At 73.7% G+C, this 26,075-nt stretch carries 23 protein-coding genes; 15 read left to right on the top strand and 8 right to left on the bottom strand.

Annotated elements, in window-relative coordinates; translation table 11 throughout:
- Positions 1–60 precede the first annotated feature (60 nt).
- Positions 61–837, top strand: coding sequence for an IclR family transcriptional regulator (locus K5S26_RS17115; protein WP_221860459.1), 777 nt, complete (start codon positions 61–63; stop codon positions 835–837).
- Positions 838–968: 131 nt separating this feature from the next.
- On the opposite strand, the gene K5S26_RS17110 is transcribed toward K5S26_RS17115, so the two are convergent.
- Together K5S26_RS17110 and K5S26_RS17105 are read right to left on the bottom strand one after the other, a co-directional pair.
- The gene (locus K5S26_RS17110) at positions 969–1,760 is read right to left on the bottom strand and encodes an HpcH/HpaI aldolase/citrate lyase family protein (RefSeq protein WP_221860457.1); all 792 of its coding nucleotides are present in this window, start codon (positions 1,758–1,760) and stop codon (positions 969–971) included.
- Positions 1,757–2,251: a MaoC family dehydratase gene (locus tag K5S26_RS17105; RefSeq protein ID WP_221860455.1), complete on the bottom strand. Its 495-nt coding sequence runs from the start codon at positions 2,249–2,251 to the stop codon at positions 1,757–1,759. The genes K5S26_RS17110 and K5S26_RS17105 overlap by 4 nt, the downstream gene beginning before the upstream one ends.
- Before the next feature lie 77 nt (positions 2,252–2,328).
- Between K5S26_RS17105 and K5S26_RS17100 the strand changes: the two genes are divergently transcribed.
- Entirely contained in the window at positions 2,329–3,522 is a 1,194-nt protein-coding gene (locus K5S26_RS17100) for a CaiB/BaiF CoA transferase family protein (protein ID WP_221860453.1), read from the top strand.
- A gap of 29 nt (positions 3,523–3,551) precedes the next feature.
- Here the strand turns inward: K5S26_RS17100 and K5S26_RS17095 are convergent, their stop codons facing one another.
- The 5 genes from K5S26_RS17095 to K5S26_RS17075 all read right to left on the bottom strand — a co-directional run bounded on the left by K5S26_RS17095 (position 3,552) and on the right by K5S26_RS17075 (position 10,140).
- The gene (locus K5S26_RS17095) at positions 3,552–5,513 is read right to left on the bottom strand and encodes a helix-turn-helix domain-containing protein (protein ID WP_221860451.1); all 1,962 of its coding nucleotides are present in this window, start codon (positions 5,511–5,513) and stop codon (positions 3,552–3,554) included.
- A gap of 73 nt (positions 5,514–5,586) precedes the next feature.
- The gene (locus K5S26_RS17090) at positions 5,587–6,363 is read right to left on the bottom strand and encodes an enoyl-CoA hydratase/isomerase family protein (protein WP_221860449.1); all 777 of its coding nucleotides are present in this window, start codon (positions 6,361–6,363) and stop codon (positions 5,587–5,589) included.
- Positions 6,363–7,628: a CaiB/BaiF CoA transferase family protein gene (locus K5S26_RS17085; protein ID WP_221860447.1), complete on the bottom strand. Its 1,266-nt coding sequence runs from the start codon at positions 7,626–7,628 to the stop codon at positions 6,363–6,365. The genes K5S26_RS17090 and K5S26_RS17085 overlap by 1 nt, the downstream gene beginning before the upstream one ends.
- On the bottom strand, positions 7,625–8,965 hold the full coding sequence (locus K5S26_RS17080; RefSeq protein ID WP_221860445.1) for an MFS transporter: 1,341 nt from the start codon (positions 8,963–8,965) through the stop codon (positions 7,625–7,627). The genes K5S26_RS17085 and K5S26_RS17080 overlap by 4 nt, the downstream gene beginning before the upstream one ends.
- Before the next feature lie 128 nt (positions 8,966–9,093).
- Entirely contained in the window at positions 9,094–10,140 is a 1,047-nt protein-coding gene (locus K5S26_RS17075; protein WP_221860443.1) for an Lrp/AsnC family transcriptional regulator, read from the bottom strand.
- 238 nt (positions 10,141–10,378) lie between these two features.
- Between K5S26_RS17075 and K5S26_RS17070 the strand changes: the two genes are divergently transcribed.
- The 8 genes from K5S26_RS17070 to K5S26_RS17035 are packed head-to-tail and all read left to right on the top strand — an operon-like array spanning position 10,379 to position 19,723.
- Positions 10,379–11,983, top strand: coding sequence for an ABC transporter substrate-binding protein (locus K5S26_RS17070; protein ID WP_221860441.1), 1,605 nt, complete (start codon positions 10,379–10,381; stop codon positions 11,981–11,983).
- Positions 11,984–12,036: 53 nt separating this feature from the next.
- Positions 12,037–12,975 (top strand): ABC transporter permease, encoded by a 939-nt coding sequence (locus K5S26_RS17065; RefSeq protein WP_221860439.1) that lies wholly within the window; start codon positions 12,037–12,039, stop codon positions 12,973–12,975.
- Between the two features lie 55 nt (positions 12,976–13,030).
- Positions 13,031–14,248, top strand: a complete 1,218-nt coding sequence (locus tag K5S26_RS17060) for a metal-dependent hydrolase family protein (RefSeq protein WP_221860437.1) — start codon at positions 13,031–13,033, stop codon at positions 14,246–14,248.
- Positions 14,245–15,120, top strand: coding sequence for an ABC transporter permease (locus K5S26_RS17055; RefSeq protein WP_221860435.1), 876 nt, complete (start codon positions 14,245–14,247; stop codon positions 15,118–15,120). The genes K5S26_RS17060 and K5S26_RS17055 overlap by 4 nt, the downstream gene beginning before the upstream one ends.
- Positions 15,117–16,139 carry an ABC transporter ATP-binding protein gene (locus K5S26_RS17050; RefSeq protein ID WP_221860433.1) on the top strand — a complete coding sequence of 341 codons (1,023 nt, stop codon included), beginning with the start codon at positions 15,117–15,119 and terminating at the stop codon, positions 16,137–16,139. Before K5S26_RS17055 ends, K5S26_RS17050 begins: the two co-directional genes overlap by 4 nt.
- Complete coding sequence (locus K5S26_RS17045; protein WP_221860431.1) at positions 16,136–17,107, top strand: ABC transporter ATP-binding protein; 972 nt, start codon at positions 16,136–16,138, stop codon at positions 17,105–17,107. The genes K5S26_RS17050 and K5S26_RS17045 overlap by 4 nt, the downstream gene beginning before the upstream one ends.
- Positions 17,089–18,246 carry a peptidase C39 family protein gene (locus K5S26_RS17040; RefSeq protein WP_221860429.1) on the top strand — a complete coding sequence of 386 codons (1,158 nt, stop codon included), beginning with the start codon at positions 17,089–17,091 and terminating at the stop codon, positions 18,244–18,246. Before K5S26_RS17045 ends, K5S26_RS17040 begins: the two co-directional genes overlap by 19 nt.
- Positions 18,239–19,723, top strand: a complete 1,485-nt coding sequence (locus tag K5S26_RS17035) for an amidohydrolase (RefSeq protein WP_221860426.1) — start codon at positions 18,239–18,241, stop codon at positions 19,721–19,723. The genes K5S26_RS17040 and K5S26_RS17035 overlap by 8 nt, the downstream gene beginning before the upstream one ends.
- Here the strand turns inward: K5S26_RS17035 and K5S26_RS17030 are convergent.
- Positions 19,720–21,207, bottom strand: coding sequence for an amidohydrolase (locus tag K5S26_RS17030; RefSeq protein WP_221860424.1), 1,488 nt, complete (start codon positions 21,205–21,207; stop codon positions 19,720–19,722). The genes K5S26_RS17035 and K5S26_RS17030 overlap by 4 nt on opposite strands.
- A gap of 222 nt (positions 21,208–21,429) precedes the next feature.
- Here K5S26_RS17030 and K5S26_RS17025 point away from each other — a divergent pair, with 222 nt between their 5' ends.
- The 5 genes from K5S26_RS17025 to K5S26_RS17005 form a co-directional block, all read left to right on the top strand.
- A complete protein-coding gene (locus K5S26_RS17025) occupies positions 21,430–22,608 on the top strand; it encodes a M20 metallopeptidase family protein (protein ID WP_308123047.1) in 1,179 nt (392 codons plus the stop codon).
- Positions 22,609–22,733: 125 nt separating this feature from the next.
- Complete coding sequence (locus K5S26_RS17020; RefSeq protein ID WP_221860420.1) at positions 22,734–23,582, top strand: alpha/beta fold hydrolase; 849 nt, start codon at positions 22,734–22,736, stop codon at positions 23,580–23,582.
- The gene (locus K5S26_RS17015) at positions 23,575–24,207 is read left to right on the top strand and encodes an FMN-binding negative transcriptional regulator (RefSeq protein ID WP_221860418.1); all 633 of its coding nucleotides are present in this window, start codon (positions 23,575–23,577) and stop codon (positions 24,205–24,207) included. The genes K5S26_RS17020 and K5S26_RS17015 overlap by 8 nt, the downstream gene beginning before the upstream one ends.
- A 625-nt stretch (positions 24,208–24,832) precedes the next feature.
- Positions 24,833–25,807 (top strand): IS481 family transposase, encoded by a 975-nt coding sequence (locus tag K5S26_RS17010; RefSeq protein ID WP_221860417.1) that lies wholly within the window; start codon positions 24,833–24,835, stop codon positions 25,805–25,807.
- Between the two features lie 86 nt (positions 25,808–25,893).
- The coding region (locus K5S26_RS17005; RefSeq protein ID WP_221860415.1) for a helix-turn-helix domain-containing protein at positions 25,894–26,075 on the top strand (182 nt) is incomplete at its 3' end.

Raw genomic sequence — 26,075 nt, 5'->3', positions numbered from 1 at the left:
CGCCGTGCCGCGCCCGATCGCGCGACCGACACGGGCGGTGCCGGATGCCAGGATGGGGGGATGAGCGAGCCGGGACCGCGCCGTGAGCGCAACCCCATCGCGTCCGCGACCAGGGTGCTGGGGGCGCTCGCCGAGCTGCCGGAGCCCGCGGGCGTCCGCGAGCTCGCGCGGCTGCTCGGGTCCCCCGCCAGCTCGGTGCAGCGCACGCTCGAGGCGGCCGCCGAGAGCGGCCTCGTCCGGTCGGCGGACGGCCGCTGGGAGCTCGGCTGGGAGTTCCACCGCCTGGCGGCGGTGACCCAGCAGCGTCAGCCGTTCCGCGTGGCGGAGCCGGTGCTCCGGGCGCTCAGCGACCGCACCGGCGAGACCGCGCTGCTCGCCGTCTACGACGCGGGGCGCGGCCGGCGGATGTTCGTGGCGCAGGCCGAGGCCGCGGGGCACGCGGTGCGGTTCGTGCCCGAGCTGTACTCCTGGCTGCCGATGCACGCGGGCGCGTCGGCGCTGGCCATCCTCGCCTTCCTGCCCGACGACGAGCGCGCCCGGGTGGCCGCCGACGGCCTGCCGCCGCTCACCGGCACCACGATCACGTCGGCCCTCGAGCTGGAACGCACGCTGGCGCGGGTGCGCGACGAGGGCGTGGCGGTGAGTCGCGACCAGGTCAACCTCGGTGCGAGCGGCGTCGCCGCGCCGCTGCGCGCTCGCGGCGGGGTCGCCGGGAGCCTGGCCGTGATCGTGCCGAACCAGCGCTTCGACGACGGTGTCGAGCTGGTCCTGCGCAAGGCCGTCGCCGACGCCGCGGCGACCTTGAGCGCCCTGCTGGACGGTCCCGCGCCCTCCTGACCCGCGTCCGTCCCGGGGCCGGTCGCATCGAGCCCGCAGGTTCTCTGCGAGCCGGCACGGGATCCGATGCCGGCTCGCGCAGGAGGTGCGGGCTCGGCGCCGCCGGGGATGCCCGTACCGGTGCGGGCCGGTCAGCCTTCCGCCGCCTCCAGCACCCGGCGGGCCTGGCGCAGCACGGGCTCGTCGACCATGTCTCCGCCGATGCGCTGCGCTCCGCCGTGTGCGGCCGCCGCGAGCACGGCGCGCGCCCACTCGACGCGTGCCGGGTGGGGGCGGAAGGCGTCGCGGATGACGGGCACCTGCCGCGGGTGCAGCGCGACCTTCCCGGCGAACCCCGAGCGTGCGGCGTCGGCCGCCTCGGCCCGCAGCCCGTCCAGGTCGTCCAGCAGCGGGTACACGGCATCGAGGGCCGGCACGCCCGCGGCGCCGGCGGCCAGCAGCACGCGAGATCGCGCATGCCGCACGACGTCGAGCCAGCGCCCGTCCGGCCCGCGGCTCGACAGCCCGCCCAGCCCGGCGATCAGGTCCTCCGATCCCCACATCACCGCGTCCGCGGCGGCGGCGATCTCCTCCGCCCGCACGACGCCGAGCGGCGTCTCGCAGAGTGCGACGACCTGGTATCCGTCCAGGGCGGCGATCTGGGCGGCGGACTCCGCCTTGGCGAGCATGACGCGCGCCACCGGCGTCCCGGCGAGCGCGGCCAGATCGCGGGCCTGATCGGGGGTGCCGGCGGGGCTGACCCGGACGATCGTGCGGGCGGGGTCGAGCTCGGCGACGTGCGCGCGGAGCGCGACGCGGGCGGCCTCGCGGCGCTCGGAAGCTACCCCGTCCTCGAGGTCGAGGATCACGGCGTCGGCAGCGGCCGCCGCCTTCGCGTACCGGTCGGGGCGGTCGGCGGGGCAGAACAGCCAGGCGGTGCTCATGCCGGCCGCATCCTGACCATGGTCGTGCGGGTGGCGGCGACCACGAGCTCGCCGTCCTGGTTCAGCCCGCGGTGCGCGAGCGTGACGATGCCCGTCCCGACGTGGGAACGCGACGGGCGCTTGGCGGTGACGGCGGTCTCGGCGCTGAGCGTGTCGCCGATGCGCACCGGGTGGGGGAAGGCGACGTCGGTCAGCCCGAGGTTCGCGACGAGCGTCCCCTGGGTGAGCTGGGCGACGGAGAGGCCGACCACCGTCGACAGCGTCAGCATGCTGTTGACCAGGCGCTCGCCGAAGTCGCTGCCGGCGCTCCACGCGGCGTCCAGGTGCAGGGCCTGGGCGTTCATCGTCAGCGTGGTGAAGAGCACGTTGTCCGCCTCCGTGATCGTGCGCCCGGGGGCATGCGCGTACACGACGTCGGTGCGCAGCTCCTCGTACCAGAGCCCGCGCTGCGCGACCCGCTCACGGCGGGCGAAGGGGTCGTCATGGGTCATCCGGCCTCCCAGGGCTCGCTATGGTTGCGATTAGCGTACACGTGTGCGTCAATAGCGTGAGTTGGAGAGGGGAAAGCATGACGAGACCGACGGCTGGCGGCCCGCTGCACGGCGTCCGCGTGCTCGACCTCACCCGCAACCTCGCGGGCCCCTATTGCACAATGGCGCTCGCCGACCTGGGCGCCGACGTGATCAAGGTCGAGGCGCCCGCGGGCGACGACACGCGCCGCTGGCAACCGCCGTCCTGGCGGGGCGAGAGCGCGACGTTCCTGTCGGCGAACCGCGGCAAGCGCGCGATCGTGCTCGACCTCGACGCGGCCGAGGGGCAGGCGGCGGCCCGGGGGCTGGCCGCGACCGCCGACGTCCTGGTCGAGTCGTTCCGTCCCGGCGCGCTCGCCCGCCGCGGGCTCGACCACGAGGCCGTCTCGGCGCTGAACCCGGCCGTGGTGTACTGCTCGATCAGCGCGTACGGGTCGCGCGGCCCGAAGCGCGATCTGCCGGGCTACGACCCCGTGATCCAGGCGGACACGGGCATCATGGCGATCACCGGGCAACCCGACGGCCCGCCCGCCCGCCTCGGCATCGGCGCCGTCGACCTCGGCACCGCGCTGTGGGCCACGATCGGCATCCAGGGCGCCCTGATCGAACGGGCGCGCACCGGTCGTGGCGCGCACATCGAGGCCAGCCTGTACGAGACCGGCGCGTGGTGGCTCTCGTATCACCTGATGGGGCATCTCGGCACCGGCGAGGTGCCGCCGCGTCAGGGGACCGGCACGCCCTTCATCGCCCCCTACGAGGTGTTCGACGCGCGCGATGGCGGCATCCTGGTGGCGGCCGCGAACGACAGGCTGTTCGCCGTGCTCGCCGACGAGCTGGGGGCGCCGGAGCTGGCCGCCGACCGCCGCTTCCGGGGGAACGCCGACCGCGTCGCCCGCAAGGACGAGCTGCGGGCGCTGCTCGCGCCGAGGTTCGCCGCGGACGACGCCGCCGGCTGGGAGCGGCGGCTGCGGGCGCGGTCGGTGCCGTGCTCGGCGGTGCGCTCGGTGGCCGACCTGGCCGTGGACCCGCAGCTCGACGCGCTGGGGCTGCTGCGAGACCTCCCGCATCCCGCGGTGCCCGACCTCCGCGTCGTCGACATGCCGATGTCGATCGACGGCGTCCGCGGCCGCGGCATGACCCCGCCGCCGACGCTCGGGCAGCACGACGCCGACGTGCTCGGCGCGGACGACCCGTGGCGGCACCAGTCGCCCATGCGGCGCGCCGGCCGGTAGCAGCCGGGGCCCGCCCGCGGCGGCGTGCGTCAGGCGCCGATGGCGGCGGTGGTACCCGCGTGCGGCGCGCGCAGATCCCGCCGCAGCCGCTCCAGCCTGACCGCCGCATGGACGCGGAAGCGCAGCTCGGGGTCCTCCCACGCCCCCGGGAGCAGCTGCTCGATGCGATCGAGGCGCTGGCGGAGGGTGTTCTTGTGCACCCGCAGGCGGGCCGCCGCGTCCTTGCCCTGCTCGCCGGCGTCGAAGAACGCGCACAGCGTCTCGAACAGGCGGGTGCCGCGGTGCGCGTCCCAGCGCAGCACGGGGCCGATCAGGTCGGCGACGAACCGCTCGGCGGCGCCCGCGTCCTGCGACGCCAGCAGGTGGTACGGCGCGAAGGCATCCGACCGAGCGGTCGTGCCCCGGAGCCCCAGCGACGGGAGGAAGGCGAGATCGCGCCCGGCGCGCGCCAGCCCGGAGGCGAGACCGGAGTCGCTCAGGGGCGCGACGACCGCGGAGACGTGCGGGTCGCCGAGCCGGTCGGCGAGGGCGTGGCGCAGCCGCTCGGTGCGCGCGAAGGCGTCCGGCACCGCCCAGGCCACCACCACGTGGTCCCGGCGGCGGGCGACGAGCCCGTCGTCCCCCACGACCTCGCCCGCGACCGTCACCGCGTGGGCGAGGTCGGCGCCGTCCACGTCGACGACCGCGCAGGCTGCGAGCGGCGCCGGCAGCGCAAGCTGCGGGTCGGCCTCCGGCGCCGTCTCGCGACCGTCGATCAGGTCGAGCAGATGGGCGGCCCGGCGCTCGGCGCGCAGTGCGTCGACGGCGTCGCGCCGGAACGACACGAGCGCGGCGACGTGCCCGGCGCGCTCGAGCGTGCGCCGCGACGCGTCGTCGGGCAGGTCGTCGGGCAGGGCGCCGTCGGACTCGGCGAGGATCGAGCCGACCACCCGGTCGGCGCCGATGATGGCGGTGATCAGCCACGTCCGTCCTGACGCGGCGATCGGCTCGGCGTGACCGCTCGCCTGACTGCGCGCGGCGGCGTCGGCGATGAGCGATCGCGGCGGCAGGCGTCGGGCGTCGTCGGCGTGCGCGAACAGCGGACGTCCGTCCGCCGACAGGGCCCAGACGCGGCGCCCGAGGTGCCGCGACAGGGTCGTGACCAGCTCGGCCACGCTGCCGCCGGAGATGACCGCGGCGATCAGCTCCTCGTGGATCGCGCTCGCGGTCTCGGTGGCGGCGAGGTGCGCCTCCAGGCGCCGGTAGGCGTCCTCCGCCCGGTCGGTCGCCGCGGCCCGCTCGGCGATGACGCGCGCGCTGTGCAGCACGGCGGCCGCGTGGTCGGCGAACGCCGACAGCAGCAGCACCTCCTCCGGCGTGAAGTCGTGCGCGAACCGGTTGCACGCGAACAGCACGCCCAGCACCTCGTCGCCCACCGCCAGAGGCACGCCGAGGAACGCCACGAGGCCCTCGCCGGCGACAGCGGCGTCGATGGACGCGTGATGCGGCGCCTCCTGCATCGTGGCGTACCGGGGCACCCACGTCGGCTCGCGCGTCCGGGCGATGCGGCTCGCGAGCCCGATGCCGGACGGGACGAGCAGGTCGCGGAACTCCGGGGTGACGGTGCCGGCAGAATGGCGCACCCGCAGGGCGCTCGTCTCCGGCTCCCGCTCGGAGAGATAGGTGACGTCCGTGCCCATGAGCTCGTGGGCACGCTCGACGAGACGGCGCAGCACGGCGTCGACGTCCTGCAGCCGCACCAGGTCGCGCGCCGTCGAGAACAGCGCCTCGAGCTCCACGGCCCGCTGGCGCAGGTGGGCGGTGTGGAGGCGGGACTCCTGGACGGCGGCGATGACGGCGTCGGTCGTCTCCCGGTCGACGCCCGTGTCGTCCAGCCGCGCGCGCAGGCTGTCGGTCGCCGCGCCGGGGGCTGCCCGGGCCGCGGCCAGCAGGTCTCGCGCGAGCGCGCCGGCGGGGTGCGGCGACAGGGGGAGAGCGGACGCCTGCGTCATGGGGACCTCCATCGGTCGTGCGCCCGGTCGGCCGGGCGCATCGCGTGGTGCACGGCCGGGAGCTGCCTGGAGTCTACGAGCCGTGCGACGGGAACCGGGCGGGCCGTCGTGCCGCGAACGCCGCGAGGCCCTCGCGGGCGTCGTCGCTGGTGAACGCCTCCTGGCCGAGCAGAGCCTCCCGTCGGAACGCCTCGTCCAGCGGCAGGTCCGACAGTTCGCGCACCGCGCGCTTGACGGTCGCCACGGCGGTCCGGCTGCGGGTCAGGAGCTCGCGGGCCAGCCGCTCGGCGGCCTCCGCCAGCTCGCCGTCCGGCACCACCTCGTTGACGATGCCGTACCGCTGCGCGGTGGCGGCGTCGATGCGCGAGCCGCGGAGCATCAGGTCCATCGCGAAGGCGTAGGGGATCTGCCGCACGAGGCGGGCGAGCGTGCCCCCGGCCGGCACCACGCCGATCCCGGTCTCGGGCAGGGCGAACTGCGCGCTCGCCGCGGCGATCCGCAGGTCGGTGGACAGCACGATCTCGAAGCCGCCGCCCAGGCAGAGCCCGTTCACGGCCGCGATCACGGGCTTGTCGAGCCGGGAGTGCTTCTGGTGGGCCGCGTCCCACTCGCCGATGTCGAAGCGGCCGGAGGCGAGGGCGGGGATCGACTCGCCGAGGTCGGCGCCCACGCAGAAGGCGCGGTCCCCGGCGCCCGTCAGCACCGCCACGCCGATCGACGGGTCGTCGCGCACCTCGGCGAACGCCGCGCCGAGCTCGTCGTACATGGCGAGCGTGAGCGCGTTGAGCTTGTCCGGCCGGTCGATCGTGATCGTCGCGACGCCGTCGGAGCGCTCCAGGCGGATGCCCATCAGATCGCCCCCGCCTGACGCATCGCGTCGATCTCGGCGGCCGAGTACCCGAGCACGTCGGCGAGCACCTCCGCAGTGTGCGCCCCGGTCGCGGGGGCCCGTCCGCGGGTGCGGGGCGGCGTGACGTCGAGCTTGACGGGCGAGCCGAACGTGCGCAGCGCGCCGTAGCCGTCGTACTCGGTCTCGACGATCATGTCCCGCGCGGCGATCTGCGGATCGTCGACGACCTCGCCGATGTCCTTCACCGCGCTGAGCGGCACCAGGTCGCCCGCGAGGGCCTCGAGCTCGGCCTTCGTGCGGTCGCGGAACCAGCCCTCGACCATCGGGCGCACCCGATCGCGGTACACGTCGGGGTCGAAGCGCGTGGCCATGTCGCTCAGGTCGGCGTGCGCGTCCGCGGTGCCCTCGCCGCCGAAGACCTCGCACGAGATGCGCCAGAACTTGTCCGTGTAGCCCCCGAAGAAGACGTGTCCGTCGCGGCACGGGAACAGCTCGTAGGGGCGGACGAACGGGTGGGCGTTGCCGAGGGGCTCCGGCACCGTGCCCTCGGTGGTGTACGCCACGACGGCGTTCTCGGTCAGCGTGACCACCGAGTCCTGCTGGGAGATGTCCACCAGCTGCCCCTCGCCCGTCCGCTCGGCATGCCGCAGCGCCGCGAGCACTCCGATCGCGCCGTACAGGCTCGCGGCGAGATCGCCGATGATCGTGCCTACCCGCGTGGGGGGCCCGCCGGCGGGGCCGTTCATCGACCACAGCCCCCCGGTGGCCTGGGCGCTGTTGTCGTAGGCGGGCCGGCCGCGGTACGGGCCGTGCTGCCCGTACCCGCTCAGTGCGGCGTAGACGAGGCGCGGGTTCGCCTCCCGCAGCCGGTCGGGGCCCACCCCCAGGCGCTCCATGGTGCCGGGGCGGAAGTTCTCGATCAGCACGTCGGTGCGTGCCACGAGCCGCTCGAGCAGCTCCCGGCCCTCCGCGGTCCGCAGGTTCGCGGTGACACCGAGCTTGTTGCGGTTGTACTGGGCGAAGAAGCCGCTCAGCGGCTCGGAGCCCTCGCCGGTCAGCAGCGGCGGGAACGTGCGGGTGTAGTCCGGGTCGTCGGGGTTCTCGACCTTGATGACGGTGGCGCCGAGGTCGGCCAGGATCATCGCGCAGTACGGCCCCGCGACGACCCGCGTGACGTCCACGACCACGACCCCGGCGAGTGCCCCGGGCGTGGGGTCGAAGCCGCCGATGCCTGCCAGCAGCGAACGGGTCTGCTCGTCGATCATGCGCCTGCCCCCTCGTTCGTGTGCTGCCGCCGCCGGTTCAGCGCCTGCAGCAGCGTCGACGCCACGAGGGTGACGACGCCCGCGACGACCATGTACAGCGCGATCGCCCACGAGCCGCCGAAGGTCGACAGCAGCTCGAGGTAGATGACGGGGACGAACGCCGAGCCCGCGATGGTGCCGATGCCGAGGGCGAGGGACATGCCGGTGTAGCGGATGCGCACGTCGAACGCCTGGGCGTAGAGCACGCCGAGAGTGCCGTACGTCGCGCAGAAGCCGATCGTCGTGGCCAGGTAGGCGACGTAGGCCGCGGCGAGGCCGCCGCCGTCGATGAGCCAGAAGGCGGGGAACGCCAGCGCGGTCGAGATGAGCGTCCCGCCGGTGAACACGCGCCAGACGCCGAACCGGTCGGCGAGGCGGCCGGCGAGCGGCAGCCCGACGAGGGCCACGGCCGAGCAGACGGTCGCGATCGTCAGCATCTCCGATCGCTCGTGCCCGATGAACTCCGTGCCGTAGGTGAGGCTGAACGTGAACAGCATGTAGAACACCGCGCCGATCACGGCGAAGCTCAGGGCCGCCAGCAGCACCTGCGCCGTGTGGGTGCGCAGGGTCTCCCAGAGCGGCACGCGCGCCTCGGCGCCCGCGCGCCGGACGGCCTCGAACTCGGGCGTCTCGGAGATCCGCAGCCGGATGAACAGCCCGACCAGCACGAGCACGGCGCTTACGAGGAACGGCAGGCGCCATCCCCAGCTCTCGAACGCCTCGCCCGGCAGGGCGACCAGCGGCAGGAACACCAGCGTCGACAGCGTCAGTCCGAGCGCGAGCCCGACCTGGGGAAAGCTGCCGAGGAACGCCTTGCGCCCCTCGGGCGCGTGCTCCACGACGAGGAGGACGGCGCCGCCCCACTCGCCGCCGAGCGCGAAGCCCTGGACGAAGCGCAGCGCCATCAGGATCAGCGGCGCGGCGGCGCCGATCGCGTCGTAGGTGGGCAGCAGGCCGATGGCGAACGTGGCGGCGCCCATCGTGACCAGCGACACCACGAGCACCCCCTTGCGGCCGATGCGATCGCCGAAGTGGCCGAACACGATCGAGCCGAGCGGACGTCCGAAGTATCCGACCGCGATGCCGCCGAAGGCCAGGATGGTGCCGACGAGCGGGTCGTACTCCGGGAAGAACAGGGCGTTGAGGACGAGGGCCGCCGCGGTCGAGTACGCGAAGAAGTCGAACCACTCGACGGTGGTGCCGACGACGCTCGAGGCGACGATCGTCCGCAGCTGCGTCGGGGGCGTCCCGGTCGGGGGAGTCCCGGTCGGCCGGGCCTCGCGGCGGGTGGTGCTCATTGTGCTCCCATCAGGCGGGCGTCGCCGATGACGACCGCTCGGCGTCGAGCGTGGCACGCGCGCCGCGGGGGCCCTATGGTCCCGGGGGACACAAAGCGGCCGCCCGGCATGGACCCGCGGGCGGGGTCTCAGCTCGTGCCGATGCTCGGCAGGGGCACCGGGACGTAGCCCCGGCGCCGGCCGGCGTCGTCGAACAGGGTGCCCATGCGCTTGACGACGCGCGTCACCATCCACCGGTCGACGACGCGCGCCTCCGGGGCGAGGCGGCGGATGTGCAGCTCGATCTCGTCGAGCTCCTCGAGCTCGCGCAGCCACAGCGAGGTCACGAGGTTGGCGGGACCGATCGTCGATGCGCACAGGCGCACGCTCGGCAGCAGCGCGAGTCCGGTCGCGAGACGCTCGAGCGCATCCTGCGGCACGGTGACCCAGAGGTTCACCGAGGCGTTCCAGCCGACGACCTCGTGGGCGAAGTCGGCCCGCATCCGCACCCAGTCGGAGTGCATCAGCCGGCTGATCGCGCGCCGGGCGAGCGGGACCGAGATGCCGACGATGTCCGCGACCTCGCTGGCAGGCCGGCGGACGTCCGGCTGCAGCGCGGCGATGACGCTCGCGTTCAGCGAGGACGGCTCGGCGCTCTCGACGACGGACGACTCGGTGCGCCGGATCTCGTCGACGCCGACGCGCTGGGCGGGTCGGAGCGCGTTCAGGTCGTACTCGGAGCCCTCGCGGTACATGATGCGCACGAACCGCGTGTTGGTGGAGATGACGCCGGGAAGCGGGGCGATCTGCGTGTCCACGTAGTCGTCGATCTCGCCCGGTGCGGCCGACGCCACGTTGAGCGAGAGGTCGCGGGAACCCGAGGTGCACTCGATGTTGATCACCTCGGGCTTGCGGGCGAGGGCGTCGATGACCTCTGCCCGTCGCCCCGCCTCGCAGCGGATCTCGATGGAGGCGTAGCTCGAGCGGAGCCGCTCGCCCAGGGCGGAGTACGCCTGCATCCGCTGCGGCAGCACGTAGCACGTCGTCCACGCGATGCCCGCCTCCGTCAGCCGCGCCCAGCGTCGCGACAGCGTCGACGCGTCGGTGCGCAGGGCGGGCGCGAGCGTCGCCCACGGTGCCCGCGGCGCGATCTGCAGCGCGTTGACGAGCTGGAAGTCGAGTTCGTCGAGGATCATGCGGGCCTCCCGGCTTCGCCCGTCCGTCATGGCACGGGTTCGGATCATGCACGTGAGAAGCCGTAGGGCGCCTTCTCGTGCACTTCGCGCCGATTATTCCACCGGATCCCACCCCGACGCTGATTCTGGGAACTCCCCACCCCATCGTTCTCCCGCCGCCCGCATCCGCACCGAGTCCCCGCTCGCTGCGACCGGCCTCCCCACCGGCCGGCCGGACGGCCACGACCCAAGGAGAGTCATGTCCACCTCACGACGACGCCTGGCGGCAGCCGCGATGCTGACCGCCGCCGGGACGGCACTGGCAGGATGCGCCGGCGGCGAAGCGCCGGGCGACGCCGCCTCCGCGACGCCCGCGAGCGGCGGCAGCGCCACGTTCGCGGTCTCGACCACGTTCGGCAGCTTCGACCCCAACATCACGGCATCGGCGCCCGATGCGCGCGCCATCCGCCAGGTCTTCGACTCGCTCGTCGACCTCGACGCCGATGGCGAGATCGTGCCCTGGCTCGCCTCGGCCTGGGAGGTGAGCGACGACGGGCTCGCCTACACCTTCACGCTGCGAGACGACGTCTCGTTCCACGACGGCACCGCGTTCGACGCCGAGGCCGTCTGCTACAACCTCGACCGGATCGTCGCGCCGGAGACCGCGTCGCTGTACGCCATCTCGCTGATCGGCCCGTACGAGTCGTGCGAGGCGCCCGACGCGACGACGGCTGTGGTGACGCTGTCGGCGCCGTACACGCCACTGCTCGCGAACCTCTCCACCCCGTTCCTCGGGATCGTCTCGCCGACGGCGGCCGAGGAGTCCGGCATCGAGGGGTTCGGCACGCAGCCCGTCGGCACCGGGCCGTTCCGCTTCGTCTCCTACGCCGCCGACAGCGAGCTGGTGCTCGAGCGCAACGACGACTACGACTGGGCGCCCGAGAGCGCCGGGCACGACGGCGCCGCCTATCTCGACGAGCTGAGGTTCCAGGTCATCACCGACGCGACCGTGCGCCTCGGCTCGCTCCGCAACGGCGACGTGCAGGCGATCGGCGACGTCCCCGCCCAGGAGGTCGCCGGGGTCGAGGAGGACGACACCCTCGCGTACCACGACCAGAAGCAGTCGGGAGCGACGTTCCAGTACTTCTTCAACACGACCCGCCCGCTGCTGGCGGACGCGGCCGTCCGCCGCGCGATCACCGCGGGGCTCGACATCGACTCGGCGCTGCTGGCGACGTACTTCGGCACCTACGAGCGCGCGACGTCGCCGCTGTCGCCGACCACGGCGGGGTACGACGAGACGGTCGAGCCGGTCGCCTACGACCCCGAGCAGGCGGCGGCCGACCTGACCGAGGCGGGGTGGATCCCCGGCGACGACGGGATCCGCGAGAAGGACGGTCAGCGACTGAGCCTGTCCGCCTTGCTCGGCTCGCCGAGCTACGACAGCCGCACCGAGCTGACGGAGTTCCTGCGTCAGAACCTCGCGGAGATCGGCGTCGAGCTGGAGATCAACACCACGGCTCAGGTCGCCGAGGTCTATGCGGCGGGCGACTACGATATCGTGACCACGAGCTTCGTCGCCGTCGACCCGGTGATCCTCGGCACGATCTACAGCTCGGCGTCGTACTTCGGCATGGCGAAGATCGACGCGCTCGACGACCAGCTCGCGCAGGCCGAGCAGCTCCCGCCCGGCGCCGAGCGCGACGCGCTCTACGGCGAGATCCAGCACGCGGTGATCGACGAGGCGTACTCGATCCCGGTCTACGTGCTGTCCTTCCGGGTCGCGACGAGCACCTCGCTGCACGGCATCGACTTCGACGCCGCCGCCTACCCGGCGTTCTACGACGCCTATCTGTCCGAGTGAGAGCGGCGGGGAGGGCGGCCGTCCCGCCCTCCCCGCCCCGGAAGGAGGGCCCCGTGCTCACCGTCATCGGCAAGCGCGCGCTCGCCGCGATCCCGACGCTGCTCGGCGTCACCGCCGTCGTCTTCCTGATCCTGCGCCTCGTGCCGGGCGACCCGGTCACCGCCATGCTGCAGGGATCGCCCGCGACCACCGAGCGCATCCAGGAGCTGCGCGAGCAGTTCGGCCTCGAGCGCCCGCTGCTCGTGCAGTACCTGGCCTTCCTCGTCGGCCTGGTGCGCGGAGACCTCGGCACCTCCTACGCGACCCGCCAGGACGTCACGGCGATGATCGCCCAGCAGCTCCTCCCCACGCTCGAGCTGGCGCTCGCCGCGGCGCTGTTCACCGCGGTCGTCGGCATCGCGCTCGGGGCGGTCGCCGCGGCGTTCCCGCGCTCGCCCGCCGACGCGGCGATCCGCGTCTTCAGCCTGCTCGGCACCTCCATGCCGGCGTTCTGGATCGGGCTGATGCTCATCATGGTCGTCTCGTTCCAGCTGAGGCTGCTGCCGGCCACTGGCACCGGCGGGATCGAGAGGCTGATCCTGCCCGCGGTCGCGCTCGGGATGTCGGCCGCGGGCGTCGTCGGCCGGCTGGTGCGCAACAACATGCTCGAGGTGATGGGCGAGAACTTCGTCTCGGCCCTCGTGGCCAAGGGCGTGCCGCGTCGGGTCGTGCTGGTCAAGCACGTGCTCCGCAACGCCGTCAGCCCCGCGATCACCATCCTGGGCCTGCAGATCGGGGCGCTGCTGGCGGGCGCCGTGATCGTCGAGTCGGTGTTCGCCCGGCAGGGGCTCGGCCACCTCCTCACCCAGGCGATCGCCACGAGCGACTTCCCCGTGATCCAGGGGATCGTGCTCGTCATCGCCGTGATCTACATCGCCGTCAACGTCGTCGTCGACGTCTCGTACGCGATCGTCGACCCGCGCGTCCGGCCGTCGTCGGCCGCGTCGCGCTAGGGCAGAAGCCGCACAGGCCGGAAGCCGAACAGGCCAGAGAAGGAGTCCCCCGAGAATGCATCCAACGGCCACGCCGACCCTGTACGTCGCAGACCGCCTCCTCCACACCGACCCCGTGAGCGTGGTCGGCAACGGCGGGGTGCTGGTGCGCGACGGCCTCATCGCCTGGGCCGGCCCGATGAGCGAGTACGACGCCGCGATCGCAGACGACGTCGTGCGCGAGGAACTCGGCGACGTCACGCTGATGCCCGGCCTGATCGACGCGCACGTCCATCTCGGCTTCGACGGCGGCGACGACCCGGTCGGCCGCATGAGGCGCGAGAGCGACGTCGAGCAGGCGATGCTCATGCTGCGCAGCGCCCGCGAGCTGCTGGGGGCCGGCGTCACCACGGCCCGAGACCTCGGGGCGCGCGGCTATCTGGACGTCGCCGTCCGGCGGGCGATCGAGGACGGCACCGCCGAGGGGCCCCGGCTGCTCACCGCGGGGGCGCCCCTCACCGTGACCGGCGGGCACTGCTGGTTCATGGGCGGCGAGGTCGACGACGAGGGCGAGGCGCGAAAGGCGGTGCGCCGGCATCACAAGAGGGGAGTGGACCTCATCAAGGTGATGTCGACGGGCGGGTACATGACGCCCGGATCCGCTCCGTGGCACACGCAGTTCACCGACGGCCAGCTCGCGGCGATCGTGGGGGAGGCGCATCGGCTGGGCAAGCAGGTGGCCGCGCACTGCCACGGCGTCGAGGGCATCCGCGCCGCGCTGGCGGCGGGCGTCGACACCCTCGAGCACTGCTCGTTCACGTCCCCGGACGGCGGCAGCGAGCTCGACCCCCGGCTCGTGGACGCCATCGCCGCATCGCCCAGCTACGTCTCGCCCACGATGAACGTCGACGTGCGCGCCAAGATGGCCGCCGAGGGGTGGGAGCCGGCCGTCGCGGAGCTCTACCGGCGCGGTGCCAAGATCATCGCGAGCACGGATGCCGGGATCGCGCACACCCCGCACGGCGACTACGCCGCCGGGCTCGAGGCGCTCGCGCAGGCGGGCCTGCCGCCGCGGGAGGTGCTGGTCGCCGCCACGAGCCGCGCGGCCGACGCGCTCGGGCTGTCCGGCGTCACGGGACGTCTCGCCGCCGGGCTGTCGGCCGACCTCATCGCCGTCGACGGGGATCCCACCGTCGACCTGTCCGTGCTGCGCGCGCCGCGGCTCGTCGTGGCGCGCGGTCTGCGCTTCGCGCTGCCGGAGCCCCGGGCGGCGTTCGCGAGGGTGCCGGCATGACGGGCCTGGCCGCCGCCGGGACGGGCGCGTTCTCCGGCGTCGTGTCGGCGTCGCGCGGCTGGTCGCGGCGCATCCGGCTGAACGGCGTGCTGGTGGGGCTGTCGCTGCTGTGGCTCGCCCTCGTCGTGCTCGCGGCCGTGGCGCCGGCCGTGCTGGCACCGGGCGACCCCGTGCAGCTGCACCCCACGGAGGTGCTGCGGGCGCCGGGACCGGACGCGGTGCTCGGCACGGAGCAGTACGGCCGTTCCGTCTACGTGCTGCTCGTCCACGGCGCCCGCACGGCGCTGACGATCGGCGTCGCCGCCACCGCGCTCGCCGTCGTCGCGGGAAGCCTCATCGGGCTGGTCGCGGGCTACGCCGGCGGGGTCGTCGACGCTCTGATCGGGCGCGTGCTGGACGTCATGATGGCGCTGCCCGGCGTGCTGCTCGCGCTGCTGATCACCGCGGCGGCGGGGCCGTCGGTCGGCGTGCTCATCGTCTCGGTCGGCGTCGCCTCGATCGCCGGTTTCGCACGCCTGATGCGCGGCGAGGTCATCTCGACCCGGACGCGCCTGTACGTCGAGGCGGCGCGGGCGACCGGCATCTCGCCCGCCCGGATCCTGATGCGGCACGTGCTGCCCAACGCCGCGGCCCCCGTGGCGGCGCTCGCCACCATCGCGGTGGGCGAGGCGATCCTCGCCGCCGCCGCGCTCAGCTTCCTCGGCCTCGGGCCGCGGCTCGACGTGCCCGACTGGGGGCAGCTGCTCGCCTCGGGACAGGCCTTCCTGCGGCAGTCGTGGTGGGTGTCGGTGTTCGCCGGCGCCGTCATCTCCCTCACGGTCGTTTCGGTCGGCCTGGTCGGCGACTGGCTGCGCGAGAGGACACGGGCATGACCGCCGTCGCACGCGACCCCGAGCCCCTGCTGTCCGTCGAAGGACTCACCGTCCGGCTCACGCGCGGCGGCGAGCACGGCCCCGCTCTCGTGGACGACGTCTCGCTCGACGTCGGACGCGGCGAGATCGTGTGCCTGGTCGGCGAGTCCGGCTCGGGGAAGTCGGTCACCGCACGCACGATCATGGGGCTCACCCAGCTCGACCGATCGCTCGCCGTCGACCTGCGCATGCGCTTCGCGGGAGAGTCGATCGACGGCCCCGCTCGGGCGGCGGCCCTGCGCGGGCGCGAGCTCGCCATGGTCTTCCAGGAGCCCATGAGCTCCCTCGACCCCCTGTTCACGATCGAGTCGCAGCTCGCCGAGTCGCTGCGCCGCCGGCACGGGCGGCTGCCGCGGGCGGAGCGCCGCGCGCGGATGCTGCGCCTGCTCGCCGACGTCGGCATCCACGACGGCGAGCGCGTGCTGCGAAGCCATCCCCACGAGCTGTCCGGCGGCATGTGCCAGCGGGTGATGATCGCCTCCGCGCTCGCCTGCGAGCCCGACCTCCTGATCGCCGACGAGCCGACGACGGCCCTCGACGTCACCGTGCAGGCGCAGATCCTCGAGCTGATCGACCGGCTGCGCGCCGAACGCGGGATGGCGGTCCTGCTCGTCACCCACGACATGGGGGTGGCGGCGGAGGTCGCCGACCGCGTCGTGATGATGTACTCCGGCCGCGTGGTCGAGGAGGCGTCGCCCGGCGAGGCGTTCTTCGACGCCCGGCATCCGTACACCCGCGGGCTGCTCGCCTGCATCCCGCCGATGACGGGCGAGCGCGCGGCCAGGCTCTCGGCGATCCCCGGGATGGTGCCCGATCCGGCCCACCGGCCGCGCGGGTGCCCCTTCAGCCCGCGCTGCGAGCTCGCCGACGACCGCTGCCGCGAGGAGGACCCGGCGCTGACACAGGAGAGGGGACGACGCTACGCATGCTGGAACCCGATCGGCGTGAAGACGCCCGACGTGGCGGGGGCGACGCCATGAGCGGCGACGCCCTGCTGTCCCTGTCGGACGTGTCGAAGCACTACCGCGTGCGGCTGCCCGGCGCGCGGCGCGCGAGCGGCGAACTGCGCGCCGTCGACGGCGTGAGCCTCGAGATCCAGCCATCCGAGACGTTCGCCCTCGTCGGCGAGTCCGGATCGGGGAAGTCGACGCTGGGTCGCGTGGCGCTGCGCCTCACCGATCCCACGGCCGGCACCGTGCGATTCGAGGGGCGAGACATGACCTCGCTGCACGGCGCCGCGCTGCGTGCCGTCCGACCGCGGATGCAGGCGGTGTTCCAGGATCCGCTCGGCTCGCTCAATCCCCGCATGACCGCGGGGGCGATCGTCGCCGAGCCGCTGAGCGCCATCAGGGGCCTGCGCGGAAGCGAGCTCGACGACCGCGTGGACGAGCTCTTCCGTGCCGTCGGGCTCGACCCGTCGCGCCGCGCCGCGCGGCCACGGGCCCTGTCCGGCGGGCAGCGGCAGCGCGTCAGCATCGCCCGCGCCATCGCGCTCGAGCCACGGCTCGTGCTCGCGGACGAGGCCGTGTCGGCGCTCGACGTATCGGTCCAGGCCCAGATCGCGAACCTCTTCGCCGAGCTCCGCGAGCGGATGGGCCTGGCGTACCTCTTCATCGCGCACGGCCTGCCGATCGTGCGCCACGTCTCCCAGCGCGTCGGTGTGATGTACCTGGGGCGCATCGTGGAGACCGGCGACGTCGACGAGGTGTTCGAGGACCCGCGGCATCCCTACACGCGGGCGCTCATCGCGGCGTCCCCCGTGCCCGATCCTCGGGTCGCCCGCGAGCGCGTCGTGCTCGGCGGCGAGCCGCCGTCGCCGCTCGCGCCGCCCAGCGGGTGCCGCTTCCGCACCCGCTGCCCCATCGCGACGGACGTCTGCGCACACGAGGCGCCGCCCGTCGTCCGTCTGAGCCCCACGAGGAGCGTCGAATGTCATCACGCCGCGTAGCCGCGCACCCTGCCACCGTCTCCGGAACTGCCACCGCCTCCGGACCTGCGTCTCTCGGGGGCATCGGCGTCGAGGTCGTCCCGTTCGATCGCGACGCCCTGCCCGATGTCGTGCGCCGTCTCGCACCGGCCGGCGTGCAGGAGCGCTGGGCGGGGACGGACCGCGCCGTGCACGAGCCCCGGCTGGTCGGGGTGCCGGGCCCGGAGGAAGGGGAGTGGTCGGCGGCGGCCCTGGTCACCGCGCGGCCGGGCACCGCCTACGTGAAGATCGTCGACGCCGTGGGCGACACGGCCGCCGCGGTCGCCGCCGTGATCGAGCACGCGCGTCGCATCGGCGCCGTGCAGGTCAAGTGGGAGGGCTGGACGGCGTCTCCAGCCGACGCGGAGGCCGCGGGCTTCGTCCCGCTGGCACCCGCGATCCCCTCGGGCCCCGTCGGCGGCGCCGACAGCGCGCCCACCGCCGGATACGTGCGGTGGCTCGCCGGCGACCCCGTGGCCGAGCCGCCGTACTACCGCCAGAGCACGGACTTCTCGTGCGGGGCCGTCGTCGCCCTCGTCGCGCAGGCCCGGACCGGCACCGGGGCGCGGGAGGACCTCACGCGCGACGCCGAGCTGTCGCTGTGGCGCGGCGCGACGAACTTCCCCGCGTGCGAGCCCGTCGGCCTGGGCGTCGCCGTGCGGCGCACGTGGCCCGGCTCGGAGGTGACGATCTGCCTCGACGTCGACCGGCCCGTGGTGCTCGCGGCGTACCCGGAGCCCGAGCGCGAGTGGCGGGCGGTGCTGCAGCGGGTGTCGCGTGCCGACGCCGCGGGGCTCGGCGTGCCGATCGACGCGCGCCGCCTGACCATCGGCGCGATCCGCGACGCCGTCGACGCCGGCGAGAGGGTGCTGCTGCTCATCTCGCTCGGCGTCATGCAGGGGCTGGACGTGCCGCACTGGGTGCTCTGCCACGCCGCGGGCCCGGGCGTCGTCGTCATCGACGACCCGTGGACGCACGTCGCGGCCGGCGAGACCTGGGTCGACGCGCACCTGCTGCCCGTGCCCGACACGCGGCTCGACGCGATGTCCGCGCTGGAGGACGACGGCTTCCGCGGCGCGGTGCGCCTGGGCGCGCGCGCCGGGGAGGGCGGCGATGAGTGACGCCACCGGGCCGATCACCCTGCTCTCGGCGCGGCCGTACGGCGGAGAGCCGGTCGACGTCGTCGTGAGGGGTGGCCTCATCGAGAGCGTCGCACCCGCCGGCTCGGCCCCGTCCCGCGGCGACCGCATCCAGCTCGACGGGCGCTGGGTGGGCCCGGGGCTCTGGGACGCCCACGTGCACTTCACGCAGTGGGCGGTCACCCGGCGCCGCATCGACCTGGCAGGCACGACGGGCGCCGCCGACGCGATCGCGACGGTGCGGCGGGCGCTCGCCGCCGGCTTCCCGTCCATCGACGGCGTGGTCTTCGGCTACGGCTACCGCGACGGCGTCTGGTCGGAACCGACCACTCTGCGGGCGCTGGACGACGCGTTCCCCGAGACCCCGGTCGTGCTGATCAACGGAGACCTGCACAGCGGGTGGATGAGCTCCCTCGGCGCGGCCCGTCTCGGCGTGGTGCCCGACGCGACCGGCGTCGTGCGCGAGGGGGAGTGGACCGCGGCGCTGCGGCGCTTCGAGGAGACGACGGCGCTGCCCGTCGACGCGTACCGCGATGCCGCCGAGGGCGCTGCCCGGCGCGGGGTCGTCGGCATCGTCGACTTCGAGATCGCGCCGAACCCCGAAGAGTGGCCCGAGCGCCTGGCCGCGGGCGTCGACGCGCTGCGCGTGGAGGCGGCGGTCTGGCCCGACGGCCTGGACGACGCCCTCGCCCGAGGGCTGCGCACGGGTATGCCGCTCGAGGACCGCGGGCTCGTCCGGATGGGGCCGCTGAAGGTGGTCGTGGACGGGTCGCTGAACACGCGCACGGCCTGGTGCTGGGACCCGTATCCGGGGGTCGAACCTGCCGCCCCGCACGCGTGCGGCGTCGAGGCCGTGTCGTTCGCGGAGCTGCGCCGGCTGCTCGAGCGGGCCCGCGCCGGAGGCATCGCCGCGGCCGTCCACGCCATCGGCGACCGGGCCAACACCCGCGTGCTCGAGGTGTTCGAGTCGCTCGGGATGCCCGGGACGGTGGAGCACGCCCAGCTCGTGCGCGCGGTCGACTTCCCGCGTTTCGCGCGGGCGGGGCTCGTGGCCAGCGTGCAGCCGGAGCACGCCATGGACGACCGCGACGTGGCCGAGAGGCACTGGGCCGGCCGCACCGGCCGCGCGTTCGCGTTCGGCTCGCTGCACGCCGCGGGGGCCGAGCTGCGCCTGGGCTCAGACGCCCCGGTCGCGCCGCTCGACCCCTGGCACGCGATCGCCTCCGCCACGGCCCGCAGCCGCGACGCCCGCGATGCGTGGCACCCCGAGCAGCGCCTGCCCCTGCAGGTCGCGCTCGCCGCGAGCGCGCGGACGCGCGTGGAGCCGGGCGCGCCGGGCGACCTCGTGGTCGTCGAACGCGACCCGTTCTCGTGCGGGCGCGACGAGCTGCGCCGGATGCCGGTCGCCGCGACGATGCGCGCCGGCGACTTCACCCACCGCGATCCGTCCCTGTGCTAGAGCCGCCACCAGGTGCGTCGCCCGGCGAGGAGGGTCGCGGCGACCGGCAGCGCGCGCAGGCGCTCGATCGAGGCCGTCCGCGGGTCGTCGTCGAGCACCGCGATGTCGGCGGGGTCGCCCTCGCGGATCGCGTCGCGTCCCATGGTGCTCGCCGCGATGGCGACGTCGAGCGGCAGGCGCTGCTCGGGATGCCACGGCTCGCGATCGTCGCCGGTGCGCGCCACGGCCGCGGCGATCGCCCGCCAGGGGTCGAGCGGTGCCACCGGGGCGTCGGAGCCCAGGCGCAGCTCGGCCCCCGCGGCGTGCAGCGACCCGAACGCGAACGCGCGGTCGGTGCGGCCGGCCCAGATGCGGTCGGCGACGTCGCGGTCGTCGAGGGCGTGCTCGGGCTGCACGCTGGCGACCACGCCGAGACGGGCGAAGCGCGGCAGGTCCTCGTCGCGCAGCAGCTGCGCGTGCTCGATGGCGCCGCGCGCCCTGGCGCGCTCGAACTCGTCGAGCACCACGGTGTTGGCCCGGTCGCCGATCGCGTGGATCGCCAGGCCGATGCCCGCCCCGACCGCTCGTTCGATCAACGCGCGCAGCGTGCCGGGGTCGACGCTCTCGACCCCGTACGCGTCCGCGGCGTCCGGGTCGGCGCCGTCGCCTCCCGCGCGGGGATAGGGGTCCCAGCAGAGGGCCGTGCGCGTGTTCAGCGAGCCGTCGACGACGATCTTCAGCGGCCCGACGGTGACCAGCCCGGCCTCGTCGAGCACCTGACCCGTGCGGTGGCCGGCGGCGATCGCTGCTTCGAGCCGGTGCGGCCACATCGACGCGACGACGCGGAGGGAGTCGACGCCCGCCGCCACGCGCTCGGGCCACTCCCGCAGGTTGTCGGCGCCCTCGTACTCGATGATCCCGACCACTCCGCGGCTCGCTGCCTGCTCGGCCGTCTCGCGGTAGTCGGCGATCGACGGCTCGGACAGGCCCTCGACGCTGTCGAGCGTGCCGATCCACGCGCCCTCCTTGAGCAGGCCCGTCGCGTCCGGATGGCGTCCGAGCCGCTCGGCCGCGGCCGAGCTGATCCAGCCCGTGTGCAGGTCGCCGCTGACCAGCACGAGCGCGGCGCCCGAGCCCGCCTCGTCGAGCGCCCGCTGCGACGGCTCGTCGGGCCACAGCGCGTCGCGGAACCCGTAGCCCACGAGCACCTCGTCGGGGCGCGGCGCCCTCCCCGCGACGATCCGCCGGACGATCGCCAGGGCGTCGGCGGCGCTGCGAGCCCCCGACAGGTCGAAGCGGCTGCGCTGGATCGCGGCCTGGGTGAAGTGCACGTGCCCGTCCCACAGTCCGGGCATCGCAATGCGGCCGTCGAGGTCGACGACCTCCGCTCGCTCGCGGACGGACCCCGCGGGGGCGACGCGGGCGACGACGCCGTCGCGGATCAGGATGTCGGACAGCGCGTCGGGGCCGAGCCGCGCGCCTCGGAGCAGGAGATCGGTGGTCACCCGATCGACGTTAGGCGAGCGCGGTGCGCGCGCCCAGGTACCGGGGGCACAGCGACGCCCCGCTTTCCCGTGCCCGGGGCACAACCGCCGTCCGAGCGCCGACGGGCAGGGTGGAACGAGCGCCGCGTCTCGCGGTGCGATCCGCCGTGTGCGCGGCGACGTGCAGATCGGAGCTCCATGTCCTCTTCCTCCTCGGCGACCCCCTCCTCCAGGACGCCGGCGGTGAGCGACGCCGTCCTCGACGACATCGTCGCCCTGCGCCGCCGCATCCACGCCCGCCCCGAGCTCGGGCTCGACCTGCCGGAGACGCAGCGGGCGGTGCTCGACGCACTCGACGGTCTCGGTCTCGAGGTCACGACGGGAACCGGGCTGTCGTCGGTCACCGCGGTGCTGCGCGGCGGCCGGCCCGGACCGGTCGTGCTGCTGCGCGCCGACATGGACGGGCTCCCGATCGCCGAGGCGACGGGCCTGGACTTCGCGGCCGTGGACGGCACGATGCACGCCTGCGGGCACGACCTGCACGTCGCCGGCCTGGTGGGCGCCGCGCGGCTGCTCACCGAGCGCCGCGCCGAGCTGCCGGGCACGGTGGTGTTCATGTTCCAGCCCGGCGAGGAGGGCCACGCCGGCGGTCGGGCGATGATCGACGAGGGCGTGCTCGACGCGGCGGGCGAGCGTCCCGTCGCCGCCTACGCGATCCACGTCGACAGCACCACGCCCCTCGGGCAGTTCGTGAGCCGGCCGGGCCCGATCATGGCCAGCGCGAGCGGCATGCGGCTGTCCATCGTCGGCGCCGGCGGGCACGCCGCGTTCCCGCACCTGGCGACCGACCCGGTGCCGGCGGCGGCCGAGACGGTGCTCGCCCTGCAGACGTTCGTCGCGCGCAGGGTGCCCGTCGCGAGCCCGGCCGTGGTCTCGGTCGTGCGGATCGCCTCCGACTCCGAGGCCCCCAACGTGCTTCCGGGTCGCGTGGACATCGCCCTGAACATCCGCACGCTGGCGCGCGAGACGCTGCAGCTCCTGCGCGCCGAGCTACCCGCCCTCGTCGAGCGGGTCGCCGCCGTGCACGGCTGCCGCGCCGAGACCGAGTTCGTCGACTCGTACCCCGTGACGCACAACGACCCGCACGAGACCGAGGGCGTGCTCTCGCTTCTCGAGCAGCGGCACGGCACCGGCCGGGTGACGCGGATGCCGGCGCCGTCGATGGCGTCGGAGGACTTCGCGTACGTCCTGGAGGAGGTGCCGGGGACGCTGCTGTTCCTCGGCGCGTGCCCGGAGGGCGTCTCGGACCCGGCGCCCATGCACTCCGAGCGCACGCTGTTCGACGACGGGGTGCTGGGGCTGCAGGCGGCCACGCTCGCCGAGCTCGCCTGGCGTCGCCTGGAGGGGACCCTGACGCCCTGACGTCGGGGGCGCTGGTCCCCCACCCCAATCCGGAGCCCGGATCCTGTGTCGTCCTTCCGCGACGCGGACGCCGCCGGGCTGAGATCCTTGACTCATCACCTCCGACCCGCCCACGGGAGCACGCGATGCCTTACACCACGACCGACGACATCAAGATCTGGTACGAGACGCTCGGCTCTCCGGACGACGAGGCGATCGTGCTGATCGCCGGCGGTGGCGCCCAGCTGATCGCCTGGCAGGACCCGTTCTGCGAGTCGCTCGTCGCCGCCGGCTACCGGGTGGTGCGGTTCGACAACCGTGACACCGGCCTGTCGCAGCGCTTCGGGGGCCCGGAGGACCTGGACGGCGGCTACGACATCGAGGACCTGGCGCTCGACGTGCTGCGCGTGCTCGACAGCGAGGGGATCGCGGCCGCGCACGTCGTCGGCCACTCGATGGGCGGCATCGTCGCCCAGGTGCTGGCGCTGGACCACGCCGACCGCGTGCTCAGCGCGGTGTTCGCCTCGGCGATCCCGGGTCACGACCCCGCCTGGGTGGTCTCGCCCGGCATCCCCGACGTCTTCACGCGGCCCCAGGTGCGGTACTCCCGCGAGGAGGTCGTGGAGGGCGCCGTCGCGATGCAGTCCCACTACGCGGGCTCGGTCTACCCCTTCGACGAGGAGACGGCGCGCGGGCTGGCGGGCCTGGCGTACGACCGCGGCTACTGGCCCGACGGCTTCCCGAGGCAGTGGGCGGCGCTGGCGCGCGCGACCGAGCGACTCGACCGGCTGCGCGGCCTGCGGCTGCCGGTGCTCGTGCTGCACGGACGCGACGACCAGACGTGCGCCTGGCGCGCCGCCGTCGACACGGCGCTCGCGATCGAGGGCTCCGAGCTGCAGGTCTACGCGGGGATGGGCCATGTGCTGGTCCGCGAGCTCTGGCCCGAGTACGCCGCGGCGATCGTCCGCACCGCGAAGCGAGCAGCCCGTGCGTGAGAACCCCGACTACTCCCTGACCGACGTCGAGCGCGTGAAGGAGGTCATCCGCGTCTCGCCGTGGGCGACGATGATCAGCGCGACGGACGACGGCGTCGTCGCCTCGCACTACCCGTTCCTGCTGGAGGAGGACGCCGACGGCATCAGCGTGGTGAGCCACGTGGGCCGCCCCGATGAGCGGCTCCACGGCCTCGGGGCGCGGGAGCTGCTCGTGATCTTCGAGGGCCCGTACGGCTACGTCTCGCCCGGCTGGTACGGCGTGAGCCCGGCCGTGCCGACGTGGAACTTCGCCGTCGTGCACGCCTACGGGACGCCCGAGGTGCTGAGCGACGACGAGAACCTGGCGGTGCTGGAGCGGCTCGTCGACCACTTCGAGCAGCCGTTGCCGGAGCCGTTCCGGATGCGCCGCGACGAGCTGAACGTCGAGTACGCCGAGCGCATCGTGCACGGCACCGTGGGCTTCCGCATGCGCGTGGACCGCTTCGTCGCGAAGGACAAGATGAGCCAGGACAAGCCCGTCGAGGTCGTCGACCGTGTCGTCGCGGCCCTGGAGGGCCCGGGCCCCTACCAGAACCCCCGCCTGGCGGCCTGGATGCGCGACCTCCACGGCCGCGGAGCGTCCTAGCCCCGAGACGGGGGTACACGGACGGCGCGACGAGGGCTCCGGCGGAGACGCGTCCTCCGGTCGGCAGCACGATTCTCCCCCTCCAAACTCGCATCTAATGCCTTAGATGCGAGTTTGGAGGGGGAGAATCGCGAACGGGATCAACGGGAGCGACCCACTGGCCTCGAGGTGCGCTGCACATCCGGTCCAACACCCGAGCGCGTGCCCGACCTGATGGGCGACCTCACCGCATATCTCAACCGCCGAGCGCATTTTGCACGGTACCGTCGGCTTCCGCATGCGCGTGGACCGCTCCGGCCGCGGAGCGTCCGCGCTTCGTAACGAGTTCGCCGGGGCAACGCGATGAGACGTCACTCTGGATCAGCCGATGACGACGAAGTCCCTGGCGATGAGGTCTGTGCTGAGCAACGCTCCGAAACCGGGGCTTCGGAGAACCTCGCGGGTCGTTCCTGCGGTCAGGCTTATCTCGTAGATGGCGAGATCTGGGTTCTCGCTCGTTGGGTCGAGGCGACGGCTCAGGGCAGCGCATCGACTAGCTGTTCTTCCCCGGTGATCACGTGAGGTAAGCGAAGACCTCCGGGAACGATGTGGGTTACCACACTCGCATCGTCACACGGAGGTCTTCGTGACTCACGCTAATGCGCCCTTCACTCCCGAGGGCAGAACTCGTCTCGCCAGGCTGATCGTCGTCGATGGTTGGCCGGTGCGGCGCGCGGCAGAACGGTTCCAGTGCTCGCCAGCGACCGCGTCTCGATGGGCTCGCCGGTTCCGGGCGGGACTGCCGATGACCGACCGCAGCTCGCGGCCGAACTCGATGCCGTCGCGATTGTCCACGCGGCTGGAGCGACGGATCGTTGCGTTGCGATTCACACGCCGCTGGGGTCCGCATCGCATCAGCTACCACCTCGGCGTTCCGCGCTCCAGCGTCGGCCGAGTCATCGCTCGCTGTCGGATGCCGCTACTGTCGCACGTCGACCAGAGCACCGGGCTTCGAGTGCGCAAGCCCGCGGCGAACCGTTACGAGGCCGCTGCCCCGGGCGAGCTGGTCCACGTCGACATCAAGAAGCTCGGCCGCATCCCCAACGGCGGCGGATGGAAGAAGCTCGGCCTCACGATCGGGCGCCGCAACAACGGCCGCCGCGGCCTCGGCTATGCGTTCTTGCATCACGCGGTCGATGACCATTCCCGGCTCGCCTACTCCGAGATCCTCAACGACGAACGCAAAGAAACCGCCGCCGGCTTCTGGATCCGGGCTCGCGACTTCTTCGCCGAGCAGAACATCGTCGTCGCCGCGGTGATGACCGACAACGGCTCCTGCTATCGCTCGAGAGACTTCGCGGCCGCGCTCGGCGACCACGTCAAGCACCGTCGCACGAGGCCCTACCGGCCGCAGACGAACGGGAAGGTCGAACGCTTCAACCGAACCCTCGCCGCCGAATGGGCCTACTCAGAGACATACGCATCCGAGGCCGCCCGAGTCGCGGCCTATCCGGCGTGGCTGCATCACTACAATCACCACCGACCCCACACCGGCATCGGCGGCTCAACGCCCGCCTCCCGCGTTCACAACCTCATAGGGAAGACGTTCACAACCTCATAGGGAAGAACAACTAGCTCGACGGAGCCTGACCCGCTTTTCCGGACGCCAGCTTTGAGGCGATGATCGTCTCGGAAGGAGTCCGTGAGATGCCTGCTGCCCACCCGCCGGAGTTCCGGCGTCGAGCCCTGGATCTTGTCGCCCAGGGCAACCCCGTCGCGCAGACCGCGCGTGATCTGGGGATCAGCGAGTCGTGCCTGCGGAACTGGATGAACCGTGACGCGGTCGATTCTGGCCGCAAGGCCGGTGTCACGACCGATGAGCACAAGGA

The organism is Microbacterium marinilacus, from assembly GCF_019753765.1.
Taxonomy (GTDB): Bacteria; Actinomycetota; Actinomycetes; order Actinomycetales; family Microbacteriaceae; genus Microbacterium; species Microbacterium marinilacus.
Note: the sequence above shows the minus strand (reverse complement) of the source record. Positions and strands in the feature narration are given on the sequence as shown.